Origin of the sequence: Nonomuraea sp. NPDC049421, from assembly GCF_040677005.1 — a bacterium.
GTDB lineage: Bacteria > Actinomycetota > Actinomycetes > Streptosporangiales > Streptosporangiaceae > Nonomuraea > Nonomuraea salmonea.
In genome coordinates this window covers 1-21,604 of record NZ_JBFAQA010000056.1, presented here as the reverse complement: position 1 = coordinate 21,604, position 21,604 = coordinate 1, and the positions used below count along the sequence as shown (strand labels likewise).

The following is a 21,604-nucleotide window of genomic DNA, read 5'->3' as shown; positions in this document are numbered from 1 at the left end:
CCTGCCCGATATCGGGCAGGATGTTGGCGTGTCTCACTCCAGAGCCGTAGGGTCCTCGTCTGTGTCCACGGCACGGCATCCGTACGAAGACCTCATCGCGCACCTCACACGGACGAGTCCGCTCGGTCCGGGCGAGGCGGCCCGCGTGGTCGCCGACGTGCTCGCCTACTTCTCCGAGCCCGCCGAGGAGTTCGTCAGGCGGCGGCACGGCGAGCTCAAGGCGCGCGGCCTGACCAACGACGAGATCTTCCCCCGGATCGCCTCCGAGTTACGGAGCCGCAGGGTCGCGGCTCCGGAGCTGTCGCTCAGGCAGCTCCGCAGGATCGTCTACGGATGAGATGAAGAGGAGACCTCGATGTGCGGAATCGTGGCCTATGTCGGCCCCAAGGACGCCGCGCCCATCCTGCTGGAGGGGCTGCAGCGGCTGGAATACCGGGGCTACGACTCGGCCGGGGTCGTGGTGTCCAACAAGGGACTGAAGGTACGCAAGGTCAAGGGCCGGGTCGCCGACCTGGCGAAGGTGGTGCCCGCGCGGTTCAAGGGCAGCCTCGGCATCGGCCACACCCGCTGGGCCACCCACGGCGTGCCGAGTGACGTCAACGCCCACCCCCACCTGTCGGCCGACGAGCGCATCGCCGTCGTCCACAACGGCATCATCGAGAACGCCGCCGAGCTGCGCGCCAAGCTGGAGGCCGACGGCGTGGTGTTCGCGTCGGAGACCGACACCGAGGTGCTGGCCCACCTGATCGCCCACGCCGCGGACGAGAACGACACGCTGGAAGAAGCCGTCAGGAAGACGCTCAAGAGCGTCGTCGGCACGTACGGCATAGCGGTGATCGACGCCGAGCGGCCCGGCGAGGTGGTCGTGGCCCGCAACGGCAGCCCGATCGTGCTCGGCATCGGCGAGAAGGAGATGTTCGCCGCCTCCGACGTCGCCGCGCTGGTCCGCTACACCCGCCAGGTCGTGCACCTGGAGGACGGCGAGCTGGCCGTGCTCAAGGCTGACGGCTTCCACACCTTCTCCAGCGACGCGCGCGAGACGGCCAAGGAGCCGCTGACCGTCGACTGGGACGCCGGCCACTACGACACCGGCGGCTACGAGCACTACCTGCTCAAGGAGATCTCCGAGCAGCCCGAGACGATCACCCGCACGATGAGCGGCCGGCTCGACGAGCGTTTCCACGTGGCCCACCTGGGCGGGCTCAACATGGACGCCCGCGAGACGCGCGGCTTCCGCCGGGTGAAGATCATCGGGTGCGGGTCGGCGTACTACTCGGGGCAGATCGGGGCGCAGCTCATCGAGGAGCTGGCGCGCATCCCGTCCGACGCCGAGCCGGCCAGCGAGTTCCGCTACCGCAACCCCGTGGTCGACCCCGACACCCTCTACGTCGCGATCAGCCAGTCCGGCGAGACCTACGACACGCTCGCCGCCGTGCAGGAGCTCAAGCGCAAGGGCGGCCGGGTCATCGGCATCGTCAACGCGGTCGGCAGCGCCATCGCCCGGGAGGTGGACGGCGGCATCTACCTGCACGCGGGGCCCGAGGTCTCGGTGGCGTCGACGAAGGCGTTCACCTCGACGTGCCTGGCCTTCGCGCTGCTCGCGCTGCACCTCGGCCGGGTGCGCGACCTGTCGCCCGCCGACGGCCGCCGCATCGTCGAGGGCCTGCGCCGGCTGCCCGGCCAGATCGAGCAGGTCCTCGGGCAGAGCGACCGCATCGCCGAGCTGGCCAAGAAGTACGCGCCGCACCCGAGCATGATGTTCGTCGGGCGCGTGCGCGGCTACCCGGTGGCCCGCGAGGGCGCGCAGAAGCTCAAGGAGATCTCGTACGTGCACGCCGAGGCGTACCCGGCCAGCGAGCTCAAGCACGGGCCGCTCGCGCTGATCGGCCCCGACATGCCGACGGTCGCGATCGTCCCCGACGACGAGCTGCTCGACAAGAACCTCACCACGCTCGGCGAGATCCGCGCCCGCGGCGGCCAGGTGCTCATGGTCGGCCACCGCGAGCCCGACGCCAAGCTGGCCGACGACGTGATCGTGATCCCGAAGAACGAGATCGAGCTCGACCCGATCCTGCTGACGATCCCGCTGCAGCTCCTGGCCTACTACGCGGCCGTGGCGCTGGGCCGCGACGTTGACAAGCCGCGCAATCTCGCCAAGAGCGTTACGGTTGAGTAGCTAATCCAAATTCGCCCGGACTATCGTTATCTCGGCCCGGACGGCATAAATTCAAAGGGTGCGGCAGTTCGACCATCGCAGGCCCCATCCCGCACGCATGTATGACTACATGCTCGGTGGGAAGGACAACTTCGCGGTCGATCGCCAGGCCCTCGATCAGCTCGCCGAGCTGATCCCGGAGGCGGTCCCGCTGGCCCGCGCGAACCGGGCCTTCCTTCAGCGTGCCGTACGCTACGTCGCCCGCGCCGGGGTCGAGCAGTTCCTCGACCTCGGCAGCGGCCTGCCCACGCAGGGCAGCGCGCACGAGGTGGCCCCGGACGCCAAGGTCGTCTACGTCGACAGCGATCCGGTGGTGGGGGCGCACGCGGCGGTCCTGCTCAGGCGCACTCCCGGCCGGGCCAGGTTCGTCCAGGCCGACCTGCTCGACACCGAGGACGTGCTGGCCGGCGCGGGGGAGTTCCTCGACTTCGAGCGGCCGGTCGGCGTGCTGCTGGTGTCGATCCTGCACTTCCTGCCCGACTCCGACGACCCGCAGGGCGCGGTGGCGGCGCTGCGCGAGCGGCTGGCGCCGGGAAGTTTCCTGGTCGTCTCGCACGCCACGACCTCACGCGGCGAGGACGAGGAGCCTCCGCGGGGCCGCGCGGGCAGCGGGACGGATCGTTCGCCGGCGCGCATCCGGGCGTTCTTCGGCGACTTCCCGATGGAGCCGCCGGGGCTGGTGCAGGCGACGGACTGGCGGCCGGACCGGCCCAAGCTGGTGGGTGACTGGTCGCTCCCTTCGTCCCTTATGGCCGGAGTCGCCCGTAAAGCCTAATAAGCCCGAAAATCAAGAAAAAGCGCAACATATATCGATTTTGAATAGCGACCATGACCCCGGTGTATAGCCTGCCGTAATGGGTTAATAACCTAGAGTAATGGGGGATTCGGGGGAGAAGCACATGCGCCGGCGGCGCTTTCTGGCCTGCGGGCTGGGAGTGGCCGCCGCCATCGCGGGCTGCGGCACGGAGCGGGCCGGCGGGCACGTGCCGATCACCGGGTTCACCCTCAAGCCGGACGGGCGGCGCTGGGAGCGGGTCGGGCAGGCGTTCGCGGGAGCGGCCCTCGCCGTCGGGTACGAGCCGGGCGGCGGCTTCGACCTGGCCCTGAGCGGCCTGCCCGCGCTGGCCGCGGCCGAGCTGAACAACGGCCAGAGCATCATCGACACCGCCACCCCGCTCGCCAGGCTCAGCGGCGAGGCGCTGGTCGTGGTCGTCCCCGACTCCTCTCCGCTGAAGGACTTCGGCGACTTCGGGGCGCGCCTGCTGGCCGATCCAGGCCACACCATGCTGGCGGGCGGGTCACAGGGCGAGCCGGACCACCTGCTGTTCGGCCTGATCGCGCGGGCGCTCGGCGCCGACACCCGCCAGGTCGACTACACCGGCTACCCCAGCGGGCCCGAGGCCGTGGCCGCGCTGCTGTCCGGCAGGGCCGTGGCCGCCGCCGGGCCGCTGTCCGACTGGCGGCCGGGGCTCAAACGCGGGCGGATCAGGCCGCTCGCGGTCTCCTCGGCCGTCCGCGTGCCGGAGCTGGACGCGCCGACCCTGCTGGAGTGCGGCGTGCGGGTCGACTTCGCCGAGTGGGTGGGCGCGTTCGGGCCCGAGGACATGGACGAGGAGAGCCGCGAGGCGGCCGTGCGCCTGTGCGAGGAGGTGCTCGGCTCGGCCGCGTGGGAGGCCGCCTGCCGGGCCGCGGGCTGGCTGCCGATCCCGCTCGCGGGCGACGACTTCGCCCACTGGCTGGACACCGAGCTGGCCCGCACCCGCGCCGTGCTGCGGGATCTCGGCATGGTCGACACGACCAAAGCCACAACATGCTGGGGTAGTTGCGGGAACGGCCACTAGATGTAGGATCTCGGTCGTCGCTGGTTCGCCTCCTCGGAGGCGGAGCAAAAGGGAACCCGGTGCGATTCCGGGGCTGCCCCGCAGCGGTGAGCGGGAACGACCGCCGTCACAGAGCACTGGAGAGATCCGGGAAGCGACGGCCAGTAGGAGCTCCACGGACGTGGAGCGGGCCCGCGAGCCCGAAGACCTGCCAGCGGTGTGCAGTGTTCATGGCCTCGAGGGCGGGTCTGGCACACGCGGTCCGGCGCGCCTCGCGCCGCGCTCCGCCGTGCTCTCGCCTGCCCTCATGGGGAAGCTCGCGAGGAGAGAGAGCACGTGACCCAGATCGTTGAGGTTGACCGCCGCCTGGCCATCGAGGAGGCCGCCGCCCGGGTGATCGCCGATCCGGCCAACTCCCGGGTCGCCGCCCGGCTGCTGGCCGAGGAGATCGCCGACGAGGCGGCCGGGCACGGCGTGCGGACGTTCTCCGAGTCGATCGCCGCCACCCACGCGGCCGGGCTCGTCCAGGACCGCCTTGCCGCGTTCGTCGCCGCGCACGCGGCCGAGCTGGACGCGCTGGTCTCGGACGCGGCGGACGACCGCTTCGAGTACTTCGGGCTGCGCACGGTCTACGACCGCTACCTGCTGCGCCACCCCGAGACGCGCGCCGTGCTGGAGCGGCCCCAGCACTTCTTCCTGCGGGTGGCCTGCGGGCTGTCGGAGACCGTGGCCGAGGCGGCCGAGCTGTATGCGCTCATGTCCACGCTGTCGTACCTGCCCAGCTCGCCCACGCTGTTCAACTCCGGCTCGCGCCGCCCGCAGCTGTCGTCCTGCTTCCTGCTCGACTCGCCCCGCGACGAGCTGGAGGCCATCTACGACCGCTACGGCCAGGTGGCGCGGCTGTCGAAGTACGCCGGCGGCATCGGCATCTCCTGGACCAGGGTGCGCTCGCGCGGTTCGCTGATCCGGGGCACCAACGGCCACTCCAACGGCATCGTGCCGTGGCTGCGCACGCTCGACTCCTCGGTGGCCGCGGTCAACCAGGGCGGCCGGCGCAAGGGCGCGGCCTGCGTCTACCTGGAGAGCTGGCACGCCGACATCGAGGAGTTCCTGGAGCTGCGCGACAACACCGGTGAGGACGCCCGCCGCACCCACAACCTCAACCTGGCCAACTGGGTGCCCGACGAGTTCATGCGCCGGGTCGAGGCGGACGAGATGTGGTCGCTGTTCGACCCGAAGGAGGTGCCCGACCTCACCGACCTGTACGGATCGGCGTTCGAGGCGAGATATCGCGCTTACGAGGACGCCGGGCGATATGTCCGGCAGATTCCGGCCCGCACCCTCTACGGCCGCATGATGCGCACCCTCGCCCAGACCGGCAACGGCTGGATGACGTTCAAGGACGCCGCCAACCGCACCTCCAACCAGACCGCCCGCCCCGAGAACGTCATCCACCTGTCCAACCTGTGCACCGAGATCCTGGAGGTCACCAGCGACGCCGAGACCGCGGTGTGCAACCTCGGCTCGGTCAACCTGGCCGCCCACCTCGCGGGCGACGATCTGGACTGGCAGCGGCTGCGAAGCACCGTGCGGACCGCCGTGCGCTTCCTCGACCGCACCATCGACCTCGGCTTCTACCCGACGCCGCAGGCCGAGGCGGCCAACAAGCGGTGGCGGCCGATCGGGCTCGGCGTGATGGGCCTGGCCGACGTGTTCTTCACGCTGCGGCTGCCGTTCGACTCGCCGCGGGCGCTGGAGCTGTCCACCCGGATCGCCGAGGAGATCGCGCTGGCCGCGTACGACACCTCGGCCGACCTCGCGGCCGAGCGCGGCAGGCACCCGTCGTACGACGAGACCAGGGCGGCCGGGGGAGTGCTGCACCCCGACCACTACGGCGCCGCCACCGGACCCCGCTGGGACGCGCTGCGCGCGAAGATCGCCACGACCGGCCTGCGCAACTCGCTCATGGTCGCCATCGCCCCGACCGCCACCATCGCCTCGATCGCCGGCTGCTACGAGTGCATCGAGCCGCAGGTGTCCAACGTGTTCAAGCGCGAGACCCTGTCGGGCGAGTTTCTTCAGGTCAATCGCTACCTGGTGGCCGACCTGCAGGCGCGCGGGCTGTGGACGGCGGCGCTGCGCGACGACCTCAAGCGGGCCGACGGCTCGGTGCAGCAGGTGCCAGGCGTGCCCGACGACCTCAAGCTGCTCTACCGCACGGCCTGGGAGCTGCCGCAGAAGGCGCTGATCGACCTGGCCGCCGCGCGGCAGCCGTACATCGACCAGTCGCAGTCGCTCAACCTGTTCATGGCCAGCCCGACCATCGGCAAGCTCTCCTCGATGTACGCCTACGCCTGGAAGAAGGGCCTGAAGACCACCTATTACCTGCGCTCGCGGCCCGCGACGCGCATCGCGCAGACCACGGTCGCCGCGCCCGCGGCGCAGGCGGTGGCCTGCTCGCTGGAGAACCCGGAAACCTGCGAAGCCTGCCAGTAAGGAGCCCCCGCGACATGCTGCTCGACCCCGGTATGGACCTCACCCTGCGGCCCATGCGCTACCCCGACTTCTACGAGCGCTACCGCGCCGCGATCCGCAACACCTGGACGGTCGAGGAGGTGGACCTGCACTCCGACCTCGCCGACCTGGCGAGGATGACGCCGCAGGAGCGGCACCTCATCAACCGGCTGGTCGCCTTCTTCGCCACCGGCGACTCGATCGTGGCCAACAACCTCGTGCTCAACCTCTACCAGCACGTCAACGCCCCCGAGGCGCGCCTGTACCTGAGCAGGCAGCTCTACGAGGAGGCCGTGCACGTGCAGTTCTACCTCACGCTGCTCGACACCTACCTGCCCGACCCCGACGAGCGGGTCAAGGCGTTCGCCGCGATCGAGCACATCCCGTCGATCCGCGACAAGGCGGAGTTCTGCTTCAAGTGGATCGACTCGATCGGCGGCCTGCAGCGGCTGGAGACGGCCGCCGAGCGCCGCCAGTTCCTGCTGAACCTCATCTGCTTCGCCGCCTGCATCGAGGGCCTGTTCTTCTACGGCGCCTTCGCCTACGTCTACTGGTTCCGCTCACGCGGGCTGCTCAGCGGCCTGGCCACCGGGACGAACTGGGTGTTCAGGGACGAGTCCATGCACATGGAGTTCGCCTTCAGCGTGGTGGACACCGTACGGGCCGAGGAGCCCGAACTGTTCGACGACGAGCTGGGCAAGCAGGTCACCGAGATGCTGGAGGAGGCCGTGGCCGCCGAGCTGGCCTTCGCCGCCGACCTGTGCGGCGACGGCATGCCGGGCATGAGCGTGGACCAGATGCGCCGATATCTTGAGTACGTCGCCGACCAGCGGCTCGCCCGGCTCGGCCTGCCCCGCAGGTACGGCTCGGCCAACCCCTTCGCGTTCATGGAGCTGCAGGACGTGCAGGAGCTGGCCAACTTCTTCGAACGGCGTGTCTCTGCGTACCAGGTGGCGGTTGAGGGCAATGTGAGCTTTGACGAGACGTTCTAAGACATAGGGGGCAAGAAACGTGCAGTCTCCAGCGGACTGGCCGATCCTCTTGATTTCAGTGGTCGGCTCGATCCTCCTGGTGGAAGTGGCCCGGCGCCTGCTCAACAGGGCCGGCCGCAAGTGGGCACTGGCCCAGCACCTCGTGGAGCACTGCACGTGGCCCGCCTTCCTGACGGCCGCGATCGTCGCGTTCAACCTCGTGTTCGGGCCCGGCATGTTCGGCGACTCGCCCTCCGAGCGGGCCCTCGGCGCGACCGTGCAGCAGGCGCTCGGCCTCGTCACCATCGCCGTGGTCACCTGGCTCATCGTGCAGGCCGCGTACGCGCTGACCGACGTCATCCTCGACCGGCTCGTGCAGGTCGAGGGCGAGCGCAACCGGCGGGCCCGGCGCATCATGACGCAGATCGGGCTGGTGCGCCGCATCGCCGCCGCCGTCGTCATCGTCATCGCCCTCGGCGCGATGCTCTTCTCCTTCCCCCAGGTGCGGGCGCTCGGCGCCGGGCTGCTCGCCTCGGCCGGCATCGCGGGCGCCGTCGTCGGCATCGCCGCCCAGTCCACCATCGGCAACGTGCTGGCCGGGCTGCAGCTCGCCTTCAGCGACGCGCTGCGGCTGGACGACGTGGTCGTGGTGCAGAAGGAGTGGGGGCGCATCGAGGAGCTGACGCTCACGTACGTCGTGCTCAGGCTCTGGGACGAGCGCCGCCTGGTGCTGCCGGTCTCGTACTTCACCCAGAACCCGTTCGAGAACTGGACCCGCCACGGCAGCCGCGTGCTCGCCGTGGTGTACCTGCGGGTGGACTGGTCCGTGCCGGTGCCCAAGCTGCGCGAGGCCCTCTACGCCTTCCTCCAGGAGAACCCGCTGTGGGACCAGAAGGACTGGACGCTGCAGGTCACCGAGGTGCTGCCGAACGGCCTGGTCGAGCTGCGGGCCCTGATGAGCGCCGCCGACTCGCCGTCGTCGTGGGACCTCAAGTGCGACGTGCGCGAGTTCCTCGTCAACTACGTCAGGGAGAACTTCCCCGAGTCGCTGCCGCGCTTCCGCGTGGAGACGCCGGAGAGCCGCGCAGGCGTCGGCGAATGACGCCGGCGAATAATCGGTGGCCGGGGCGTTCAACGCCTGCCTATCGTGGAGATCGTCCAGCGTTGATCAGCTGTCTTCGCCTGGACACGCGACCCTGAAAGAAGAGGGCCGCCGGGCCACGGCCTGGCCGGTGGGAATGGCGACCCCCGGCCGGACTCCGCCCTCGCCCCGGGCCGGTTGACGCCGGCCGGGCCCGGGGTCCAGCCTCAGCGGCGTGCGTCGATGGACGCCGGTGGGGCAGGGGGAACGTCATGAAGGGCAAAGTCCTCCTGAAGACCGCACTCGCGGTGACCGCGACCGCCGTCGCCGGCTCGCTCGGCACCGACCCGCGCTCCACCTGGTACCAACGGCTGAAGAAGCCGCCGTGGCAGCCGCCGCCCCAGGCGTTCCCGCTGGTCTGGACCCCGTTGTACGGGCTCATCACGTACGCGGGCGCCCGCGCCTTCTCCCGGACCGGCCCCGAGCGCGGCCAGGCGGTCAAGCGGGCACTGACCGCGAACCTGCTGCTCAACGCGGCCTGGCCGGCGCTGTTCTTCCGCACCCGCACCCCGAAGCTGGCGCTCGCCGAGATCCTCGTGCTCAACGCCTCCAACGTGCTGCTCATCCGCCGGACCTGGCCGGCCGACCGGCGCGCGGCCCTGGCCCTGCTGCCGTACGCGGGATGGACGGTCTTCGCCACCGCGCTCAACACCGCCATCGCCCGCCGTAACCCCTGACTCACCAGCGCTGGCGGGCCTCCTCCGCCCAGCCCTGGAAACGCCGTGGCTCCCACGGCACCACCACGCCCAGCGACTCGTGCCCCTCGGGCAGCGGCACCTCCAGGTCCACCTCGGCCTGCGCGGTCACCGCCCTGATCGTGCTGCCGCCCTGCTCCTGCGCCAGGTCGACGGCCAGCCCGGCCGCGCGGGCCGACACCCGGCCCGTGCCGCTGCGCTCCGGCAGCACCGTCTTGCGTGCCAGCGGCGCCACCACGTCCTTGGCGTGCTCCTCGCCGGTAGCGCGGTCGAGCACGTACACGCCGCGCCCGCCCGGCGGTGCTGCGATCTCAGTGCGGTTGCTCGGCCTCCGGGCGGTAGCCGAGCTTGCCGCGCGTGGCGATCAGCACCACCAGCGCCCCGGTCAGACCGGCGAGCAGGGTGACCATGCCGGCGCTGTCGGCGTCGGCGATCGAGGGGAACATGTCGGAGTAGATGATCGACATGAAGTTGTTGACGCTGACGTGCAGCACGATCACCAGGGGCAGGCTCTGGCCGGTGCGGTTGAACACCCAGGTGATGACGAAGCTGAAGGCGCTGGCGAAGATGACGAAGATGCCGATCCGCTGCCAGGTGACGTCCGGGTAACCGCCCCACTCGGTGAGGTAGAGGGGCAGGTGCCACACGCCCCACAGCGGGCCCAGGACGGCGGTGGCGCGCAGCGGGCCGTACCTGCGCTGCATGCGGGCCAGCGCGAAGTCACGCCAGCCGGGCTCCTCGGCCAGACCCGTGGTGATCATCTGCAGCAGCAGACCCGGGATGTACGCGACGAGCAGCATCATGGGCGGCACCTGCGCGGCGCCGTCGGAGACGGCCAGGGAGGTGACGATGAGGGCGGCGGGCACGCCCAGGGCGGCGCCCGCGTACCAGCCCCAGTGCACCCGCCACTTCGTCATGCGGCCGATCCAGCGGCGCACGCCCTCCTTGCCCTCGGTCAGCCGGGTCACCAGGTAGGCGGAGAAGATGGGGCCGAGGTAGGCGCCGGGCAGCACTCCGGCGAGCTGGGTCGTGCCGAGCAGGGCGGGGAAGTCGAAGTTCCAGACGCCCATGCCCTGGTTGGAGAGCGCGTACGGCAACCATGCGACCCAGCTCAGCAGGTTCGCCAGGACGAAGTAGCCGGTCAGCGGGTAGCGGCGGATGAGCCCGCCCAGCCCGCCCTGGCGCGGCGGGGTCTGGAGACCGGGGGTGCTGTCGACAGCCATGTCGGTGTAATCCCTTGGGGAGGTGTGCTTGACGGACAGGACAAGCACACCAGCGGGGACCCTCTCCCGTCGTTCCCGCGTACGCCCCAATGGTGGTACAGCCAGGGGTACCGCTGCCCGACACACGCCGTGACCGCCGGGCAGAGGGCCGGCTGACCCTTCGCCCGCCCGGCGGCCCGACCGTCCTCCGCGTGCCCCTCCCCCTGCGGCGCCTGACGGTCAGGCGGCGTCGTCCGGGGACTCGTCCTGAAGGAGGAGGTCCTCCAGGGCCTCGACCGCGTCGCGGACGCCGCGCAGGCCGACGGCCGCGCGCTCGGCGTCCGCCGGGTCGAACAGCCACTCCTCGATCGGCAGGCGTTCCTCCTGCTCGGGATGGCTCGCCGCGACCTCGATCAGCTCGAGGTCGACCTCGGCGTGCAGCTCGTACAGGAACTCGCCCTCGCCGTCCTGGCCGTTCATCGCTCTTTCCTCCCCGGCCTACTAGCGGGCGGCCCAGTCGCGGTAGTGGATCTCGCCGAGCGCCGCCTCGCCGAGCGGGACCAGCGAGAGCTCCTCCAGCTTGCTGCCGAAGTAGCGGGCGTGCGGGTCGGTGACCACCTCGCGGGTGTCGCCCATCCCGGCCAGCGCCTGGCGGAAGAACTCGTCCATCCGGTACCGGTCGGGCCCGGCGATCTCGATCCGCCCGTTGACCGGTGCCCCGACGGCGGTCCTGCCGACGGCCGCCGCGACGTCGTCGCCCGCCATGGGCTGGAACTGGACGGGCGCGATGTGGGCACGGCCGTCGTCGCGGGTGGCCTCGTCCGCGATGCCCTTCGTGAACTCGAAGAACTGCGTCGCGTGCACCAGCGAGAACGGGATGCCCGACTTCTCGATGAGCTGCTCCTGAGCGATCTTGGCGCGGAAGTAGCCGTTGTCCGGCAGCCGCTCCGTGCCGACGATCGAGACCGCCACGTGGTGCCCGACGCCCGCCTCCGCCTCGGCGGCGAGCAGGTTGCGGGTGGAGGTCTCGAAGAAGGCCAGCACGGCGGCGGGCTCGAACGACGGCGAGTTCGACACGTCCACGACCACCTGAGCCCCGCGCAGCACCTCGGCCAGCCCCTCGCCGGTGAGGGTGTTGACGCCGGTGTTCGGCGAGGCCGCCACGGCTTCGTGGCCGTGCTCGCGCAGCTTCGCCACGAGCTTCGAGCCGATCAGGCCCGTTCCGCCGATGACGACGATCTTCATGCGGTTCCCTTTCGTCCTGCCGGCGGCCCTTCATGCCGTCCGGTCGCCAGCTAAGACAGGGCGGGACACGCCCCTGTGACAGGAATCCGGAGAAATCTCCCGTGAAGGGTCAGCTCTTCGCGGGGGTGAGCACGATCCGGCCGAACACCTCGCCCGCGTCCATCGCGCGGTGCGCGCGTACCGCCTCCTCCAGGGGCAGCCGCTCGTGCACCACGGGGGTCAGCTCGCCGCGGCTCGCGGCGGCGAACTGCTCGCCGGTCAGGCGAAGCCGGTCGGCCTCCGGCACCGTGTTCGCGCTGAACGTGGCGAACGTCAGCGACCGCTGGAACGCCGCGAACATTGCCATGCCGAAGTCCGCCGGCGGCATGCCCGCCACCGCGCCGACCGCCACCATGCGGCCGTTGGGGTTGAGCCTGGCGAAGAACGCGGGCAGGCCGGGGCCGGCGGCGACGTCGATGATGACGTCGAAGCCCGCGGGACCGTCCCCCTCGCCGGAACGGTCGAGCACGTGGGTCGCGCCCAGCCGGCGCAGGCGCTCGCCGCGTTCCCGCGACGACGTCGTGACCGCCACCGCGCTCGCGCCGGCCTGCGCGGCGAGCTGCACCGTCATGATGCCGAGGCTGCCCGCCGCGCCGCGCACCAGCACCGACTCGCCGGCCTCGAAACGGGCGTGCCGCAGGCCGAAGTGGGCCACCACGCCGGCGTTGCCGAGCGCCACGGCGTCCACGGCCGTCAGGTCGCCGGGCAGGGCGTGCAGCGCCGTGACCGGGACGACGGCCCGCTCGACGTAGCCCCCGCCTACCCCGGTGAACGCCCACACGCGCCGCCCCACCCACGACGGGTCGGCGCCTGGGCCTGCCGCGGTCACGGTGCCCGCGATCTCGCCGCCGGGGATGTGGCCCTTCTCGAAGCCGGGCGCGCCCTTGCGGATGAAGACGTCGGCGCCGGCGACCCCGGTCGCCTCGACCTCGACCAGCACCTCTCCCTGGCCGGGGCTCGGGTCGGGCAGCTCGACGACCGCCATGCCCTCGGGCGCGCCGAACTCCTGGATCACGACTGCTTTCACGGAACGCATCTCCTTCGTGCTCGTCCTGCTGATGCGAACACTAGCGGACGATGACATTCCGCTTAGTCGAAGTGAGAGCGGCGGGCACGGGTTCGTCTCACAAGAAAATGCGTTGCCCTCGTCCCGGCCGGGTTGGTAGACCTGGCGTTTTCCGAGCACGAGGGGGTGGCGATGCTCACCGGTGAGCTCGTCAGGCTGCGGGCGCTCGAGCCCGCCGACAGCGAGGCGTTGTGGCGGTGGTACCACGATCCCGAGGTCGGCAGGTGGATGGGCAGCGATCCGCCGATCTCGCTGGCCCAGAACATGGAGAAGGGGCAGAACCGGCCGCGCAACACGTACGAGCTGATGCAGCTCGGCATCGAGACCCTCCAAGACCAGACGTTCATCGGGTACGTCGTGCTCGGCGACACCGACTTCGTGCACGGGGAGGCCGTCCTGCAGAGCGTCGCCATCGGCGAACGGGACTTCAGGGGCGGCGGCTACGGCACCGACGCCGTGCGGGTGATCAGCCGGTACACCTTCGAGGAGATGGGCCTGCACCGGCTGATGCTGTGGGTGGTGGCGGACAACGCCGCGGCGGTGCGGGCGTACCGGAAGGTCGGGTTCGTGGAGGAGGGGCGGCGGCGGGAGGCGTTCCGGTCGCGGGGCAAGCGCTACGACTACCTGATGATGGGGCTGCTGGAGGGCGAGCTGAGGTAGGCGTCCAGCAGGCCGTCCATCAGCGTGACCCGGCGCTCGGTGCGGTCGTCGAGGGCGACGAGGGCCAGCGTCAGGCCGGGCCCGGCGTCTGGACGAGCCGCGCGATGCCGGGCTCGTCGGCGTTGAGGGCCTGCCCCCACCTCAGGAGATCGGTGAGCGTGGTCCACACCCCGCCGTCGCCGAGGGAGAGCGGCGCGGGACCGGCGACCGGCGCGACACTTCCGGGTCCGTCCGGCGCGGGGGAGGGGCCGGGCCAGAAGCGGGTACGCGTCATGCCCAGCGGCGTGAACAGGCGCTCACGGGCGAAAGCGGGCAGCGGGCGCCCGGCACAGCGCTCCACCGCGACGGCCAGGCACACGTACCCGGCGTTGGAGTACGCGTACGCGGTGCCGGGGCGGCGGCGCAGGGAGGGGAAGCGGGCGAGCGCGCGGAGGACCCCCGCGGTGGTGCAGTCCGCGTCGATGTCGCGGTCGTCGGGCAGGCCCGCCGTGTGGTGGACGAGGTGCCGAAGCCGCACCTCGGACGCCCACGCGGGTAACTCGGGCAGCCAGCGTGACAGCGGCGCGTCCACGTCCAGCACACCGTCCTTGACCAGCAGCGCCGCGCACGCGGCGGTCAGCTGCTTGGACAGGGACGCGGCGTAGACGAGGGTCGTGGCGGTGACCGGATCGCCGGCGGCGGCCGTGCCCTGGGTCAGGAGGACGGGCGGCGCGTCACGACGCGTGACTCCCACCATAAGCGGCTCGTCGGGACGGTAACCGGCGGCGGCGACCAGAGACCGTAAGGACACGAAGGCCATGATCGCAGAGGCGGACGTGCTCGAAGGCCGGGGCGATCTAGCGGGTCCCGGCCTGCTCCTCCAGGTACGCCAGCGCCCCGACGCCCTCCTCGGCGAAGAACACCAGCTCGGTGAGCGGCACGGGCAGGAAGCCCTCGGCCTCCATGCGCTGGAACTGCTCCCTGAGCCCGTCGTAGAAGCCGGCCGTGTTGAGCAGCACCACGGGCTTGGCGTGCAGGCCGTGCTTCTTCAGCTCCAGGATCTCGGTGGCCTCGTCGAGCGTGCCGCTGCCGCCCACCATGATGACGAAGGCGTCGGCGCGGGCCAGCAGCTGCGCCTTGCGCTCGGCCAGGTCGCGGGTGACCACCATCTCGTCGGCGCCGGGCCGCGCCAGGTGGGCGAGGAACTCCACCGAGACGCCCACCAGCCGGCCGCCAGCCTCCTGCACGCCGTCGGCCACCACCTTCATCAGCCCGGAGTCGGAGCCGCCCCACACCAGCGTGTGGCCGCCCTTGCCGATCAGGCCGGCGAACTCGCGGGCGGGCACGGTGTAGCGGTCGTCGAGGTCGGCGGCGGAGCAGAAGACGCAGATGTTCACGCCCGGCAGTCTACGACCGCCCCGCTCGGGGCACTATCAGCGCTTTGACCACCCGCTGCGCGGCCACGTCCGCCAGGGCGCGCTGCGCGTCGCGCAGGTCGTACTCGCCGCTGATCAGGCTCGCCCACGGGAACAGGCGCTGGTAGCGGGCCAGCACCTGGACGCCGCGCCAGAGGTGACCCGCGTCGCTGCCCCAGCAGCCGCGCACGTCCAGGTGGCGGCGGTTGAGGTCGCGGTGCGGGTTGAACGTGGCGTCGCCGGTGTCGGTGTACTGGCCTGCCACGACGTACCGGCCGGCGTCGCGGGTCAGGCGCATGCCCTCGGGCACCGCCGCCGGCACGCCGGTCGCCTCGATGGTCACGTCGGCGCCCCGCCCGCCCGTCACGTCCCTGACCGTCTCCAGGCGCTCGTCCGGCGTCATGGCGTCGATGTCGAGCACGAGGTCGGCGCCGAGCCGGCCGGCCGCCTGCAGCCGCACCCGCGAACCGCCGATCGCGATCACCTGCCCGGCCCCGCGCAGCTGCGCCAGCGCCATCGCGCACAGCCCGACCGGGCCGGTGCCCTGCACGATCACGGTGTCGCCGAACGCGATCTCGCCGAGCGTGGCCGCGTGCAGCGCGGTCGGCAGGCCGCAGCCGCCCGCCAGGAAGGCCCGCCAGTCGAGGTCGGGCGGCAGGGCCACCACGTGGACGCCGGGCTTGAGGTGGACGTACTCGGCCCAGCCGCCGAACAGGCCCTCGTCGGCGGACATCGTCACCCCGTAGACCTTGCGCTCGGGGCATCGGGTGGTGGCGTGCGCGACCGTGCAGAACCAGCACCGGCCGCAGGTGCCGTGCACGTCGTGGAAGGTGACCGTCTGGCCGATCTCCAGCGGATCGCCCCAGATGTCGCGCGCCGGAGCTCCGGGCCCCAGCTCCGCCACCTTGCCCACGGAGATGTGGCCGGGGATGATCGGGTACGGCACGCCGGCCAGCCGCCCTTCCCACAGGTGCACGTCGGTGCCGCACACCTCGCTGCCGAGCGTCCTCAGCAGCACCGCCCCCGGCTCCAGGTCGGGCCGCTCGTACGCGCGCGGCTCCAGCGGGGCGCCAGGCCCCGGCATGACGACGGCCGAGATCATCTCCGGCCTCCTTCCGTGACGCTAGTGACGTCCGCGCGCTCTCGGCGGGACGACCATGGGCACCCGCTGCCGGGGCAGGCCGGGCGGCGCGGCGGTGTACAGCTCGCGGATCATCGCCAGCAGCGTGTCGAGGCACGGCGGCGGGTCGTCCTTCCACCAGGCCAGCCGCACGTCGATGCGGGGCGCGTCGGTGACCAGCCGGTACGCGACCCCGGGGCGCGGGTTCTGGTTGGCGGTGGCCTCCGCCGTGACGCCGATGGCCTGGCCGCCGGCGATGACCGTCAGCCACTCGTCCACGCCGTCCACGGTCTTGGTGCGCGGGCGCGTGGTGGCCGGCCACAGCTCGGGCGTGGTGGTGCCGCTGCGCTTGTCGATCGCGACGGTGTAGCGGGCGAGCTGCTCCAGCCGTACGGAGCGGCGCCTGGCGAGCGGATGCTCGGTGTCCACGGCGGCGTAGCGGGCCTCGCAGCCCACCGAGGCCATGTCGAACCGCTCGTCGACGAGCGCGCGGCGGATGACGGCGATGTCCGCGATGCCCTCGCTGAGCCCCGCCGTCGGCGTGTTGGACTGCACGAACATCAGCGGCACCGCCGGGTGGGCGACGGCCCACGCCTTCATCAGGTGCCGGGTGTGCTTGCCCAGGGCGGCGTAGGCGTAGCCCACGCGCAGCTCGGGGCGGGCCTCCTGGGCGATGCGTTCGAGGCGGTCGACCTCGTCGAGCACGCGTCTGGCGCGGTTGACGATCCGGCCGCCGGCGCCCGTGAGCGTGACGCGCTGGTTCGAGCGGTCCAGCAGGCGGGTGCCGAGCGTGGTCTCCAGGGCTGCGACGGAACGGGACACCGCGGCCTGCGAGACGCCGAGCAGGAGTGCCGCGTCGGTGAAGGTGCCCTCGTCGACGACCGCCACGAAGGCGCGGAGCTGGCGTAGCTGCACGTCCATACGCCCAGCGTATAAAACGGACATAACGTGTATTGTGTTTGAAACGGGATAATTATGACACTGTGGCTATGACCAGGTCATGGAAGAGCTCCATCCGGGCCAGGTACACGGTGGCCGCCGCCGTGTTCTCCCTCATCATCCTCGGCGCGCTCGGCGCGACGCTGGACCTCGTGGTCCGCAACCAGCTGCAGACCACCGCGTTCGATCAGGTCGAACGGGTGGCCAGCCAGTGGAGCGCGACGGCGCGCGGCGGTGTGCTGCCGCGCCCCATCCCCGCGTACGCCCCCGTCGAGCTCATTCAGGTCGTCGACGCCCGCCACCACGTGGTGGACGCCAGCAAGCAGGCGTCGTCGACCGTCCCGCTCAGCTGGATGCGGCCGCCGCCCGACGACAGGTTCCAGCACACCGTCGAATGCCGGCCGGAGGGCGGCTGCCTGGCGCTGATGGCCATCAGGCTGACCCCCGAGGCCGACGCCGGTGTCGTCTACGCCGCCAGGCCCGAGGCCGAGCTGATCTCGGGAGGCGGCCTGGAGCTGGGCATCGGAGGCGCGATCGCTTTCCTGGTGGGCCTGACGGCGTACCGGACCTGGACGCTGGTCGGGCGCACCCTGCGGCCCGTCGAGGCGATCAGGTCGCGCATCTCCGAGATCACGGTGAGCGACCTGAGCCTGCGGGTGCCCGTACCGCATGGGAACGACGAGATCGCCCAGCTCGCCACCACCGCCAACCAGACGCTCGCCCGCCTGGAGGACGCGGTCGAGCAGCAGCGCCGCTTCGCCTCCACCACTTCCCACGAGCTGCGCACCCCCATCGCGGGGCTGCGCACCCAGCTGGAGGAGGCGGTCCACTACCCCGGCGACATCGACCCGCACGAGACCATCCGCAACGCGCTCGCCTCCACCGACCGGCTCGAGGCCATCGTGGACGACCTGCTGCAGCTGGCCCGGCTGCGCCAGGGCGACCCCGCGCCGCCGGAGCCCGTCGATCTCGGCGAGCTGACCCGTGCCGAGGTCGCCAACCTGCCCCACCGTGTGCCCATCGCGGTCGAGGCGCGGCAAGGGGTCGTCGTCCGCGGGTCACGCGTGCAGCTCGCGAGGGTGCTCAACAACCTCCTGGCCAACGCGCAGCGCCACGCCGGCTCGGGAGTGGACGTGTCCCTGACCGTGGAGGACGGCCAGGCCGTGCTCGCCGTCACCGACGACGGCCCCGGCGTCCCTCCCGCGCACCGCGAGCGCGTCTTCGAACGCTTCGTCCGCCTGGACGACGGCCGCCGCCGCGACCCCGGCGGAAGCGGGCTCGGCCTCGCCATCTCCCGCGACATCGCGCACACCCATTACGGCAGCCTCCGGGTCGAGGACTCGCCGGCGGGCGCCAGGTTCGTGCTCCGCCTGCCGCTGGCCAGGCCGGCGGAGAGCCGTCCCGCCGACGGGCGCGGCCAGGGAGGGCCTGCCGGGGAGCGGCTCCCCATGCGCTGCCTGAAGCCCAGCCGGCTGGTGGACCCGCGATCCGTCACCGACGCTCCTTAATTTCACCTAATTTCCGATAATTTCGGCATCAGGAGCGACAGAGGAGCAGGTCAGGGCAACGGGTACAAGTACCGATGCCGAAATATTTCGGGTGGTGATTGACACATTTCGGGGGTGTTCGCACACTGATCGCCAACACCCCACCCGGAAGGGAGCCCTCCAGTGATCACCAGCTTGGCCCGCTCCACGATCGGCTTCAGGATGGTCGCGCTGGCACTGGCGGCCACGCTCGCCGCCGCGGGAGCGGTGGCGGCGACCCCCGCACCGGCCGTGGCGGCCGACGGATCCGAGAACGAGGGCGCCGACTGCCAGGTCCCCGGCCTGCCCGACGCGGGCTCCTTACCCACCGTCTCCCGGCTGCCCGACCCCTTCACCAAGCTGAACGGGACGCGCATCACCACCAAGTCCGACTGGCGCTGCCGCCGCGAGGAGATCAAGAGGCTGGCGGAGAAGTTCGTCTACGGCGAGAAGCCGGCCAAGCCGTCCAGTGTGACGGGCACGGTGTCGCGGACCGGCATCACCGTCAACGTCTCGCACAACGGCAGGACCGCCTCCTTCTCCGCGGGCGTGGACCTGCCGAGCGGCACGGGTCCCTTCCCCGCCGTCGTCGTGCTCGGCGGGTTCGGTGCCGACACCGCCGCGATCAAGGCCGCGGGCGCGGCCGTCATCACCTACGACCCCCTCGCCGTCGGCAGGGAGGGCACCCCGCGCAACAACAAACAGGGCGCCTTCTACACGATCTACGGCGCCAACAGCTCCACCGGCATACTCGCCGCCTGGGCCTGGGGCGTGAGCCGCATCATCGACGTGCTCGAACAGTCCGGCGGCAGCATCCTGCGATCCGACGCGACCGGCGTCACGGGCTGCTCGCGCTACGGCAAGGGCGCGTTCGTCGTCGGCGCGTTCGACCAGCGCATCGCGCTCACCATGCCGATCGAGTCGGGCAGCGGCGGCGTGGCCGCCTTCCGCGCCATCCAGGGTGAGAGCGGCGCCCAGCCGCTGAGCAGCGCCTACTCCGAGCAGCCGTGGCTCGGGGACGCGTTCAGCTCGTTCACCGGAAGTCCCGCGCGGCTGCCCGTCGACACCCACTCGGTGGTCGGCATGATCGCGCCGCGCGGGCTGTTCATCATGGACAACCCGCACATCGACTGGCTCGCCGCCAGGTCCGCGAGCGTGGCCGCGCTCGGCGGCGCCGAGATCTACAAGGCGCTCGGGGCCGGGGGCAACATCACGTACTGGTCGGCCGTCCAGGACGGCACCCACTGCGCCAGCCGGTCGGAGTGGCGCACGCCGCTGCAGCAGAACATCCAGAAGTTCCTGCTCAACACCGGCAGCTACACCGGCTCCATGCGGATCGCCGCCAACAAGAGCGGCAACCTGGCCGAGTGGCGCGACTGGCAGACGCCCACGCTCGGCGACGGCGGCGGCGACACCACCCCGCCCACCGCCCCGACCGGCCTCGCGGCCTCGGGCACCACGTCCACCGGGACCTCGCTGAGCTGGACGGCGGCCACCGACGACACCGGCGTGACCGGCTACGACGTCCTGCGCGCGACGGGCGCGAGCGGCGGCACGTTCGCGCAGGTCGGCACCTCGGCCACCACCTCGTACGCCGACACGGGCCTGACCCCCGCCACCACCTACCGCTACCAGGTCAGGGCCCGCGACGCGGCCGGCAACACCTCGCCGGTCTCCGGCACCGTGCAGGTCACCACCCAGCCGGGCTCGGGAGGCGGCGGCTGCACGGCGGTCCCGACCGTACAGACGCAGTGGAGCACCGGGTACGTCGTCCAGCCCCTCACCATCACCAACACCGGCACCTCGGCGATGAACGGCTGGACGGTCACCTTCGCCCTGCCCGCCGGGCACCAGCTCGCCGGCTCATGGAACGGCACCACGACCGTCAGCGGGCAGACCGTCACCATCAGGAACGTCGCGCACAACGGCGCCCTGGCGCCCGGCGCCTCCATCGGCAGTGTCGGCTTCCAGGTGAACCGCCCGTCCGGCGACACCGCACTCCCGTCCGGCTACACCTGCGCCTGACCTCGCCCTCTCCGGTCCGCCGCCCCGGAGGCGGGCCGGAGCGGGCGGGCCGGAGGGGACACGCGACACGAACGACGCCGCCGGTTGACGGGCCGACCCCGCCATGACATAGTGAAAGCGGCACGGAGGGTTGACACTGTAACTAGTGGTGGACAGCCGTTTCCCTTTTGCGTTACGCTGCTTCCCTCACGTTGCCGTGACGTCCCGCTTTCGCCCTCGCGATCGACGGGGCGTTTGGCATGCGTGGAGCTCCACCCATCCGTGCCCTTCGGAAGGACCTCACTTGGCAGCCTCGCGCACCTCCGCCCTGCCCACCGGTTCGCCCCGCCGCGTCTCCTTCGCCCGCATCCAGGAGCCTCTCGAAGTCCCCCACCTGCTCGCCCTGCAGACCGAGTCCTACGACTGGCTGGTCGGCAACGAGCGGTGGAGCGCCCGGATCGAGGCGGCCCGCCAGGCCGGGCGCACCGACGTCCCCGCCCAGTCGGGCCTGCAGGAGATCTTCGACGAGATCAGCCCCATCGAGGACTTCTCGGGGACCATGTCGCTGTCGTTCCGCGACCACCGCTTCGAGCCGCCCAAGCACTCCGTGGACGAGTGCAAGGAGAAGGACATGACCTTCTCCGCCCCCCTGTTCGTCACCGCCGAGTTCATCAACAACGCCACCGGCGAGATCAAGAGCCAGACGGTGTTCATGGGCGACTTCCCGCTCATGACGCCCAAGGGCACGTTCATCGTCAACGGCACGGAGCGCGTGGTGTCGTCGCAGCTCGTGCGCTCGCCGGGCGTCTATTTCGAGCGCAGCATCGACAAGACCTCCGACAAGGACCTGTTCGGCTGCCGGGTCATCCCGTCGCGGGGCGCCTGGCTGGAGTTCGAGATCGACAAGCGCGACAACGTCGCCGTACGCGTCGACCGCAAGCGCAAGCAGCCCGCCACGGTGCTTCTCAAGGCACTGGGATGGACCAACGAACAGATTCTCGAGCGCTTCGGCCAGTACGAGTCGATGCGGGCCACCCTGGAGAAGGACCACAC

The 21,604-nt window shown here is 71.3% G+C and carries 20 protein-coding genes, 1 pseudogene and 1 riboswitch; of the genes and pseudogenes, 12 read left to right on the top strand and 9 right to left on the bottom strand.

All coding sequences use genetic code 11. The annotated features are described in order from the left end of the window. Positions 1-61: 61 nt before the first annotated feature. The 8 genes from AB0K18_RS49185 (at position 62) to AB0K18_RS49150 (ending at position 9,338) form a co-directional block, all read left to right on the top strand. Positions 62-337 carry a hypothetical protein gene (locus AB0K18_RS49185; RefSeq protein WP_345386706.1) on the top strand — a complete coding sequence of 92 codons (276 nt, stop codon included), beginning with the start codon at positions 62-64 and terminating at the stop codon, positions 335-337. Positions 338-355: 18 nt separating this feature from the next. Then, positions 356-2,176 (top strand): glutamine--fructose-6-phosphate transaminase (isomerizing), encoded by a 1,821-nt coding sequence (gene glmS / locus AB0K18_RS49180; RefSeq protein WP_364364435.1) that lies wholly within the window; start codon positions 356-358, stop codon positions 2,174-2,176. Between the two features lie 58 nt (positions 2,177-2,234). Beyond that, complete coding sequence (locus AB0K18_RS49175; RefSeq protein WP_364929767.1) at positions 2,235-2,990, top strand: SAM-dependent methyltransferase; 756 nt, start codon at positions 2,235-2,237, stop codon at positions 2,988-2,990. Positions 2,991-3,090: 100 nt separating this feature from the next. Next, on the top strand, positions 3,091-4,056 hold the full coding sequence (locus AB0K18_RS49170) for a tripartite tricarboxylate transporter substrate-binding protein (RefSeq protein WP_364929765.1): 966 nt from the start codon (positions 3,091-3,093) through the stop codon (positions 4,054-4,056). A gap of 4 nt (positions 4,057-4,060) precedes the next feature. Continuing rightward, positions 4,061-4,266: riboswitch (cobalamin riboswitch) on the top strand. Between the two features lie 105 nt (positions 4,267-4,371). Further along, complete coding sequence (locus AB0K18_RS49165) at positions 4,372-6,531, top strand: ribonucleoside-diphosphate reductase subunit alpha (RefSeq protein ID WP_364929762.1); 2,160 nt, start codon at positions 4,372-4,374, stop codon at positions 6,529-6,531. Between the two features lie 14 nt (positions 6,532-6,545). Beyond that, complete coding sequence (locus tag AB0K18_RS49160) at positions 6,546-7,541, top strand: ribonucleotide-diphosphate reductase subunit beta (RefSeq protein ID WP_364929760.1); 996 nt, start codon at positions 6,546-6,548, stop codon at positions 7,539-7,541. Between the two features lie 79 nt (positions 7,542-7,620). Beyond that, positions 7,621-8,622, top strand: a complete 1,002-nt coding sequence (locus AB0K18_RS49155) for a mechanosensitive ion channel domain-containing protein (protein WP_364929757.1) — start codon at positions 7,621-7,623, stop codon at positions 8,620-8,622. 251 nt (positions 8,623-8,873) lie between these two features. Continuing rightward, a complete protein-coding gene (locus AB0K18_RS49150; protein WP_364929754.1) occupies positions 8,874-9,338 on the top strand; it encodes a TspO/MBR family protein in 465 nt (154 codons plus the stop codon). Position 9,339: 1 nt separating this feature from the next. Here AB0K18_RS49150 and AB0K18_RS49145 read toward each other — a convergent pair whose 3' ends face one another. From AB0K18_RS49145 to AB0K18_RS49125, 5 genes are all read right to left on the bottom strand, one after another. After that, a complete protein-coding gene (locus AB0K18_RS49145; RefSeq protein WP_364929749.1) occupies positions 9,340-9,633 on the bottom strand; it encodes a DUF2804 family protein in 294 nt (97 codons plus the stop codon). A 34-nt stretch (positions 9,634-9,667) separates the two neighbouring features. Continuing rightward, positions 9,668-10,579: a CPBP family intramembrane glutamic endopeptidase gene (locus AB0K18_RS49140; RefSeq protein WP_364929746.1), complete on the bottom strand. Its 912-nt coding sequence runs from the start codon at positions 10,577-10,579 to the stop codon at positions 9,668-9,670. Between the two features lie 219 nt (positions 10,580-10,798). Beyond that, positions 10,799-11,038: a hypothetical protein gene (locus AB0K18_RS49135; RefSeq protein ID WP_364929743.1), complete on the bottom strand. Its 240-nt coding sequence runs from the start codon at positions 11,036-11,038 to the stop codon at positions 10,799-10,801. Between the two features lie 21 nt (positions 11,039-11,059). Then, positions 11,060-11,803, bottom strand: a complete 744-nt coding sequence (locus AB0K18_RS49130) for an SDR family oxidoreductase (RefSeq protein ID WP_364929740.1) — start codon at positions 11,801-11,803, stop codon at positions 11,060-11,062. A 109-nt stretch (positions 11,804-11,912) separates the two neighbouring features. Then, positions 11,913-12,869 (bottom strand): zinc-binding dehydrogenase, encoded by a 957-nt coding sequence (locus AB0K18_RS49125; RefSeq protein ID WP_364929737.1) that lies wholly within the window; start codon positions 12,867-12,869, stop codon positions 11,913-11,915. A gap of 171 nt (positions 12,870-13,040) precedes the next feature. Between AB0K18_RS49125 and AB0K18_RS49120 the strand changes: the two genes are divergently transcribed. Continuing rightward, positions 13,041-13,568, top strand: a complete 528-nt coding sequence (locus AB0K18_RS49120; protein WP_364929734.1) for a GNAT family protein — start codon at positions 13,041-13,043, stop codon at positions 13,566-13,568. A 70-nt stretch (positions 13,569-13,638) separates the two neighbouring features. Here AB0K18_RS49120 and AB0K18_RS49115 read toward each other — a convergent pair whose 3' ends face one another. From AB0K18_RS49115 to AB0K18_RS49100, 4 genes are read right to left on the bottom strand one after another with little or no spacing between them, the layout of a single operon-like run. Further along, complete coding sequence (locus tag AB0K18_RS49115; protein WP_364929731.1) at positions 13,639-14,358, bottom strand: serine hydrolase domain-containing protein; 720 nt, start codon at positions 14,356-14,358, stop codon at positions 13,639-13,641. A 46-nt stretch (positions 14,359-14,404) separates the two neighbouring features. Further along, positions 14,405-14,944, bottom strand: a complete 540-nt coding sequence (locus tag AB0K18_RS49110; protein WP_364929728.1) for a TIGR00730 family Rossman fold protein — start codon at positions 14,942-14,944, stop codon at positions 14,405-14,407. Between the two features lie 10 nt (positions 14,945-14,954). After that, the gene (locus tag AB0K18_RS49105) at positions 14,955-16,064 is read right to left on the bottom strand and encodes a zinc-binding dehydrogenase (RefSeq protein WP_364929726.1); all 1,110 of its coding nucleotides are present in this window, start codon (positions 16,062-16,064) and stop codon (positions 14,955-14,957) included. A 21-nt stretch (positions 16,065-16,085) separates the two neighbouring features. After that, positions 16,086-17,003, bottom strand: coding sequence for a LysR family transcriptional regulator (locus tag AB0K18_RS49100; protein WP_364929723.1), 918 nt, complete (start codon positions 17,001-17,003; stop codon positions 16,086-16,088). Between the two features lie 68 nt (positions 17,004-17,071). Here AB0K18_RS49100 and AB0K18_RS49095 point away from each other — a divergent pair, with 68 nt between their 5' ends. From AB0K18_RS49095 to AB0K18_RS49085, 3 genes and pseudogenes are all read left to right on the top strand, one after another. Further along, entirely contained in the window at positions 17,072-18,529 is a 1,458-nt protein-coding gene (locus AB0K18_RS49095; protein ID WP_364929721.1) for a HAMP domain-containing sensor histidine kinase, read from the top strand. A 162-nt stretch (positions 18,530-18,691) separates the two neighbouring features. Beyond that, a complete protein-coding gene (locus tag AB0K18_RS49090) occupies positions 18,692-20,572 on the top strand; it encodes a cellulose binding domain-containing protein (RefSeq protein ID WP_364929717.1) in 1,881 nt (626 codons plus the stop codon). A 283-nt stretch (positions 20,573-20,855) separates the two neighbouring features. Continuing rightward, a pseudogene (locus tag AB0K18_RS49085) lies at positions 20,856-21,604 on the top strand (DNA-directed RNA polymerase subunit beta); the annotation flags it as partial.

What these genes read in the sequence shown, in the direction of transcription:
- AB0K18_RS49095 (WP_364929721.1), top strand. Translation starts at nt 17,072, where the DNA reads ATGACCAGGTCATGGAAGAGCTCCATCCGGGCCAGGTACACGGTGGCC.
- AB0K18_RS49120 (WP_364929734.1), top strand. Translation starts at nt 13,041, where the DNA reads ATGCTCACCGGTGAGCTCGTCAGGCTGCGGGCGCTCGAGCCCGCCGAC.
- AB0K18_RS49160 (WP_364929760.1), top strand. Translation starts at nt 6,546, where the DNA reads ATGCTGCTCGACCCCGGTATGGACCTCACCCTGCGGCCCATGCGCTAC.
- AB0K18_RS49150 (WP_364929754.1), top strand. Translation starts at nt 8,874, where the DNA reads ATGAAGGGCAAAGTCCTCCTGAAGACCGCACTCGCGGTGACCGCGACC.
- AB0K18_RS49130 (WP_364929740.1), bottom strand. Translation starts at nt 11,803, where the DNA reads ATGAAGATCGTCGTCATCGGCGGAACGGGCCTGATCGGCTCGAAGCTC.
- AB0K18_RS49140 (WP_364929746.1), bottom strand. Translation starts at nt 10,579, where the DNA reads ATGGCTGTCGACAGCACCCCCGGTCTCCAGACCCCGCCGCGCCAGGGC.
- AB0K18_RS49135 (WP_364929743.1), bottom strand. Translation starts at nt 11,038, where the DNA reads ATGAACGGCCAGGACGGCGAGGGCGAGTTCCTGTACGAGCTGCACGCC.
- AB0K18_RS49105 (WP_364929726.1), bottom strand. Translation starts at nt 16,064, where the DNA reads ATGATCTCGGCCGTCGTCATGCCGGGGCCTGGCGCCCCGCTGGAGCCG.
- glmS (WP_364364435.1), top strand. Translation starts at nt 356, where the DNA reads ATGTGCGGAATCGTGGCCTATGTCGGCCCCAAGGACGCCGCGCCCATC.
- AB0K18_RS49170 (WP_364929765.1), top strand. Translation starts at nt 3,091, where the DNA reads ATGGGGGATTCGGGGGAGAAGCACATGCGCCGGCGGCGCTTTCTGGCC.
- AB0K18_RS49100 (WP_364929723.1), bottom strand. Translation starts at nt 17,003, where the DNA reads ATGGACGTGCAGCTACGCCAGCTCCGCGCCTTCGTGGCGGTCGTCGAC.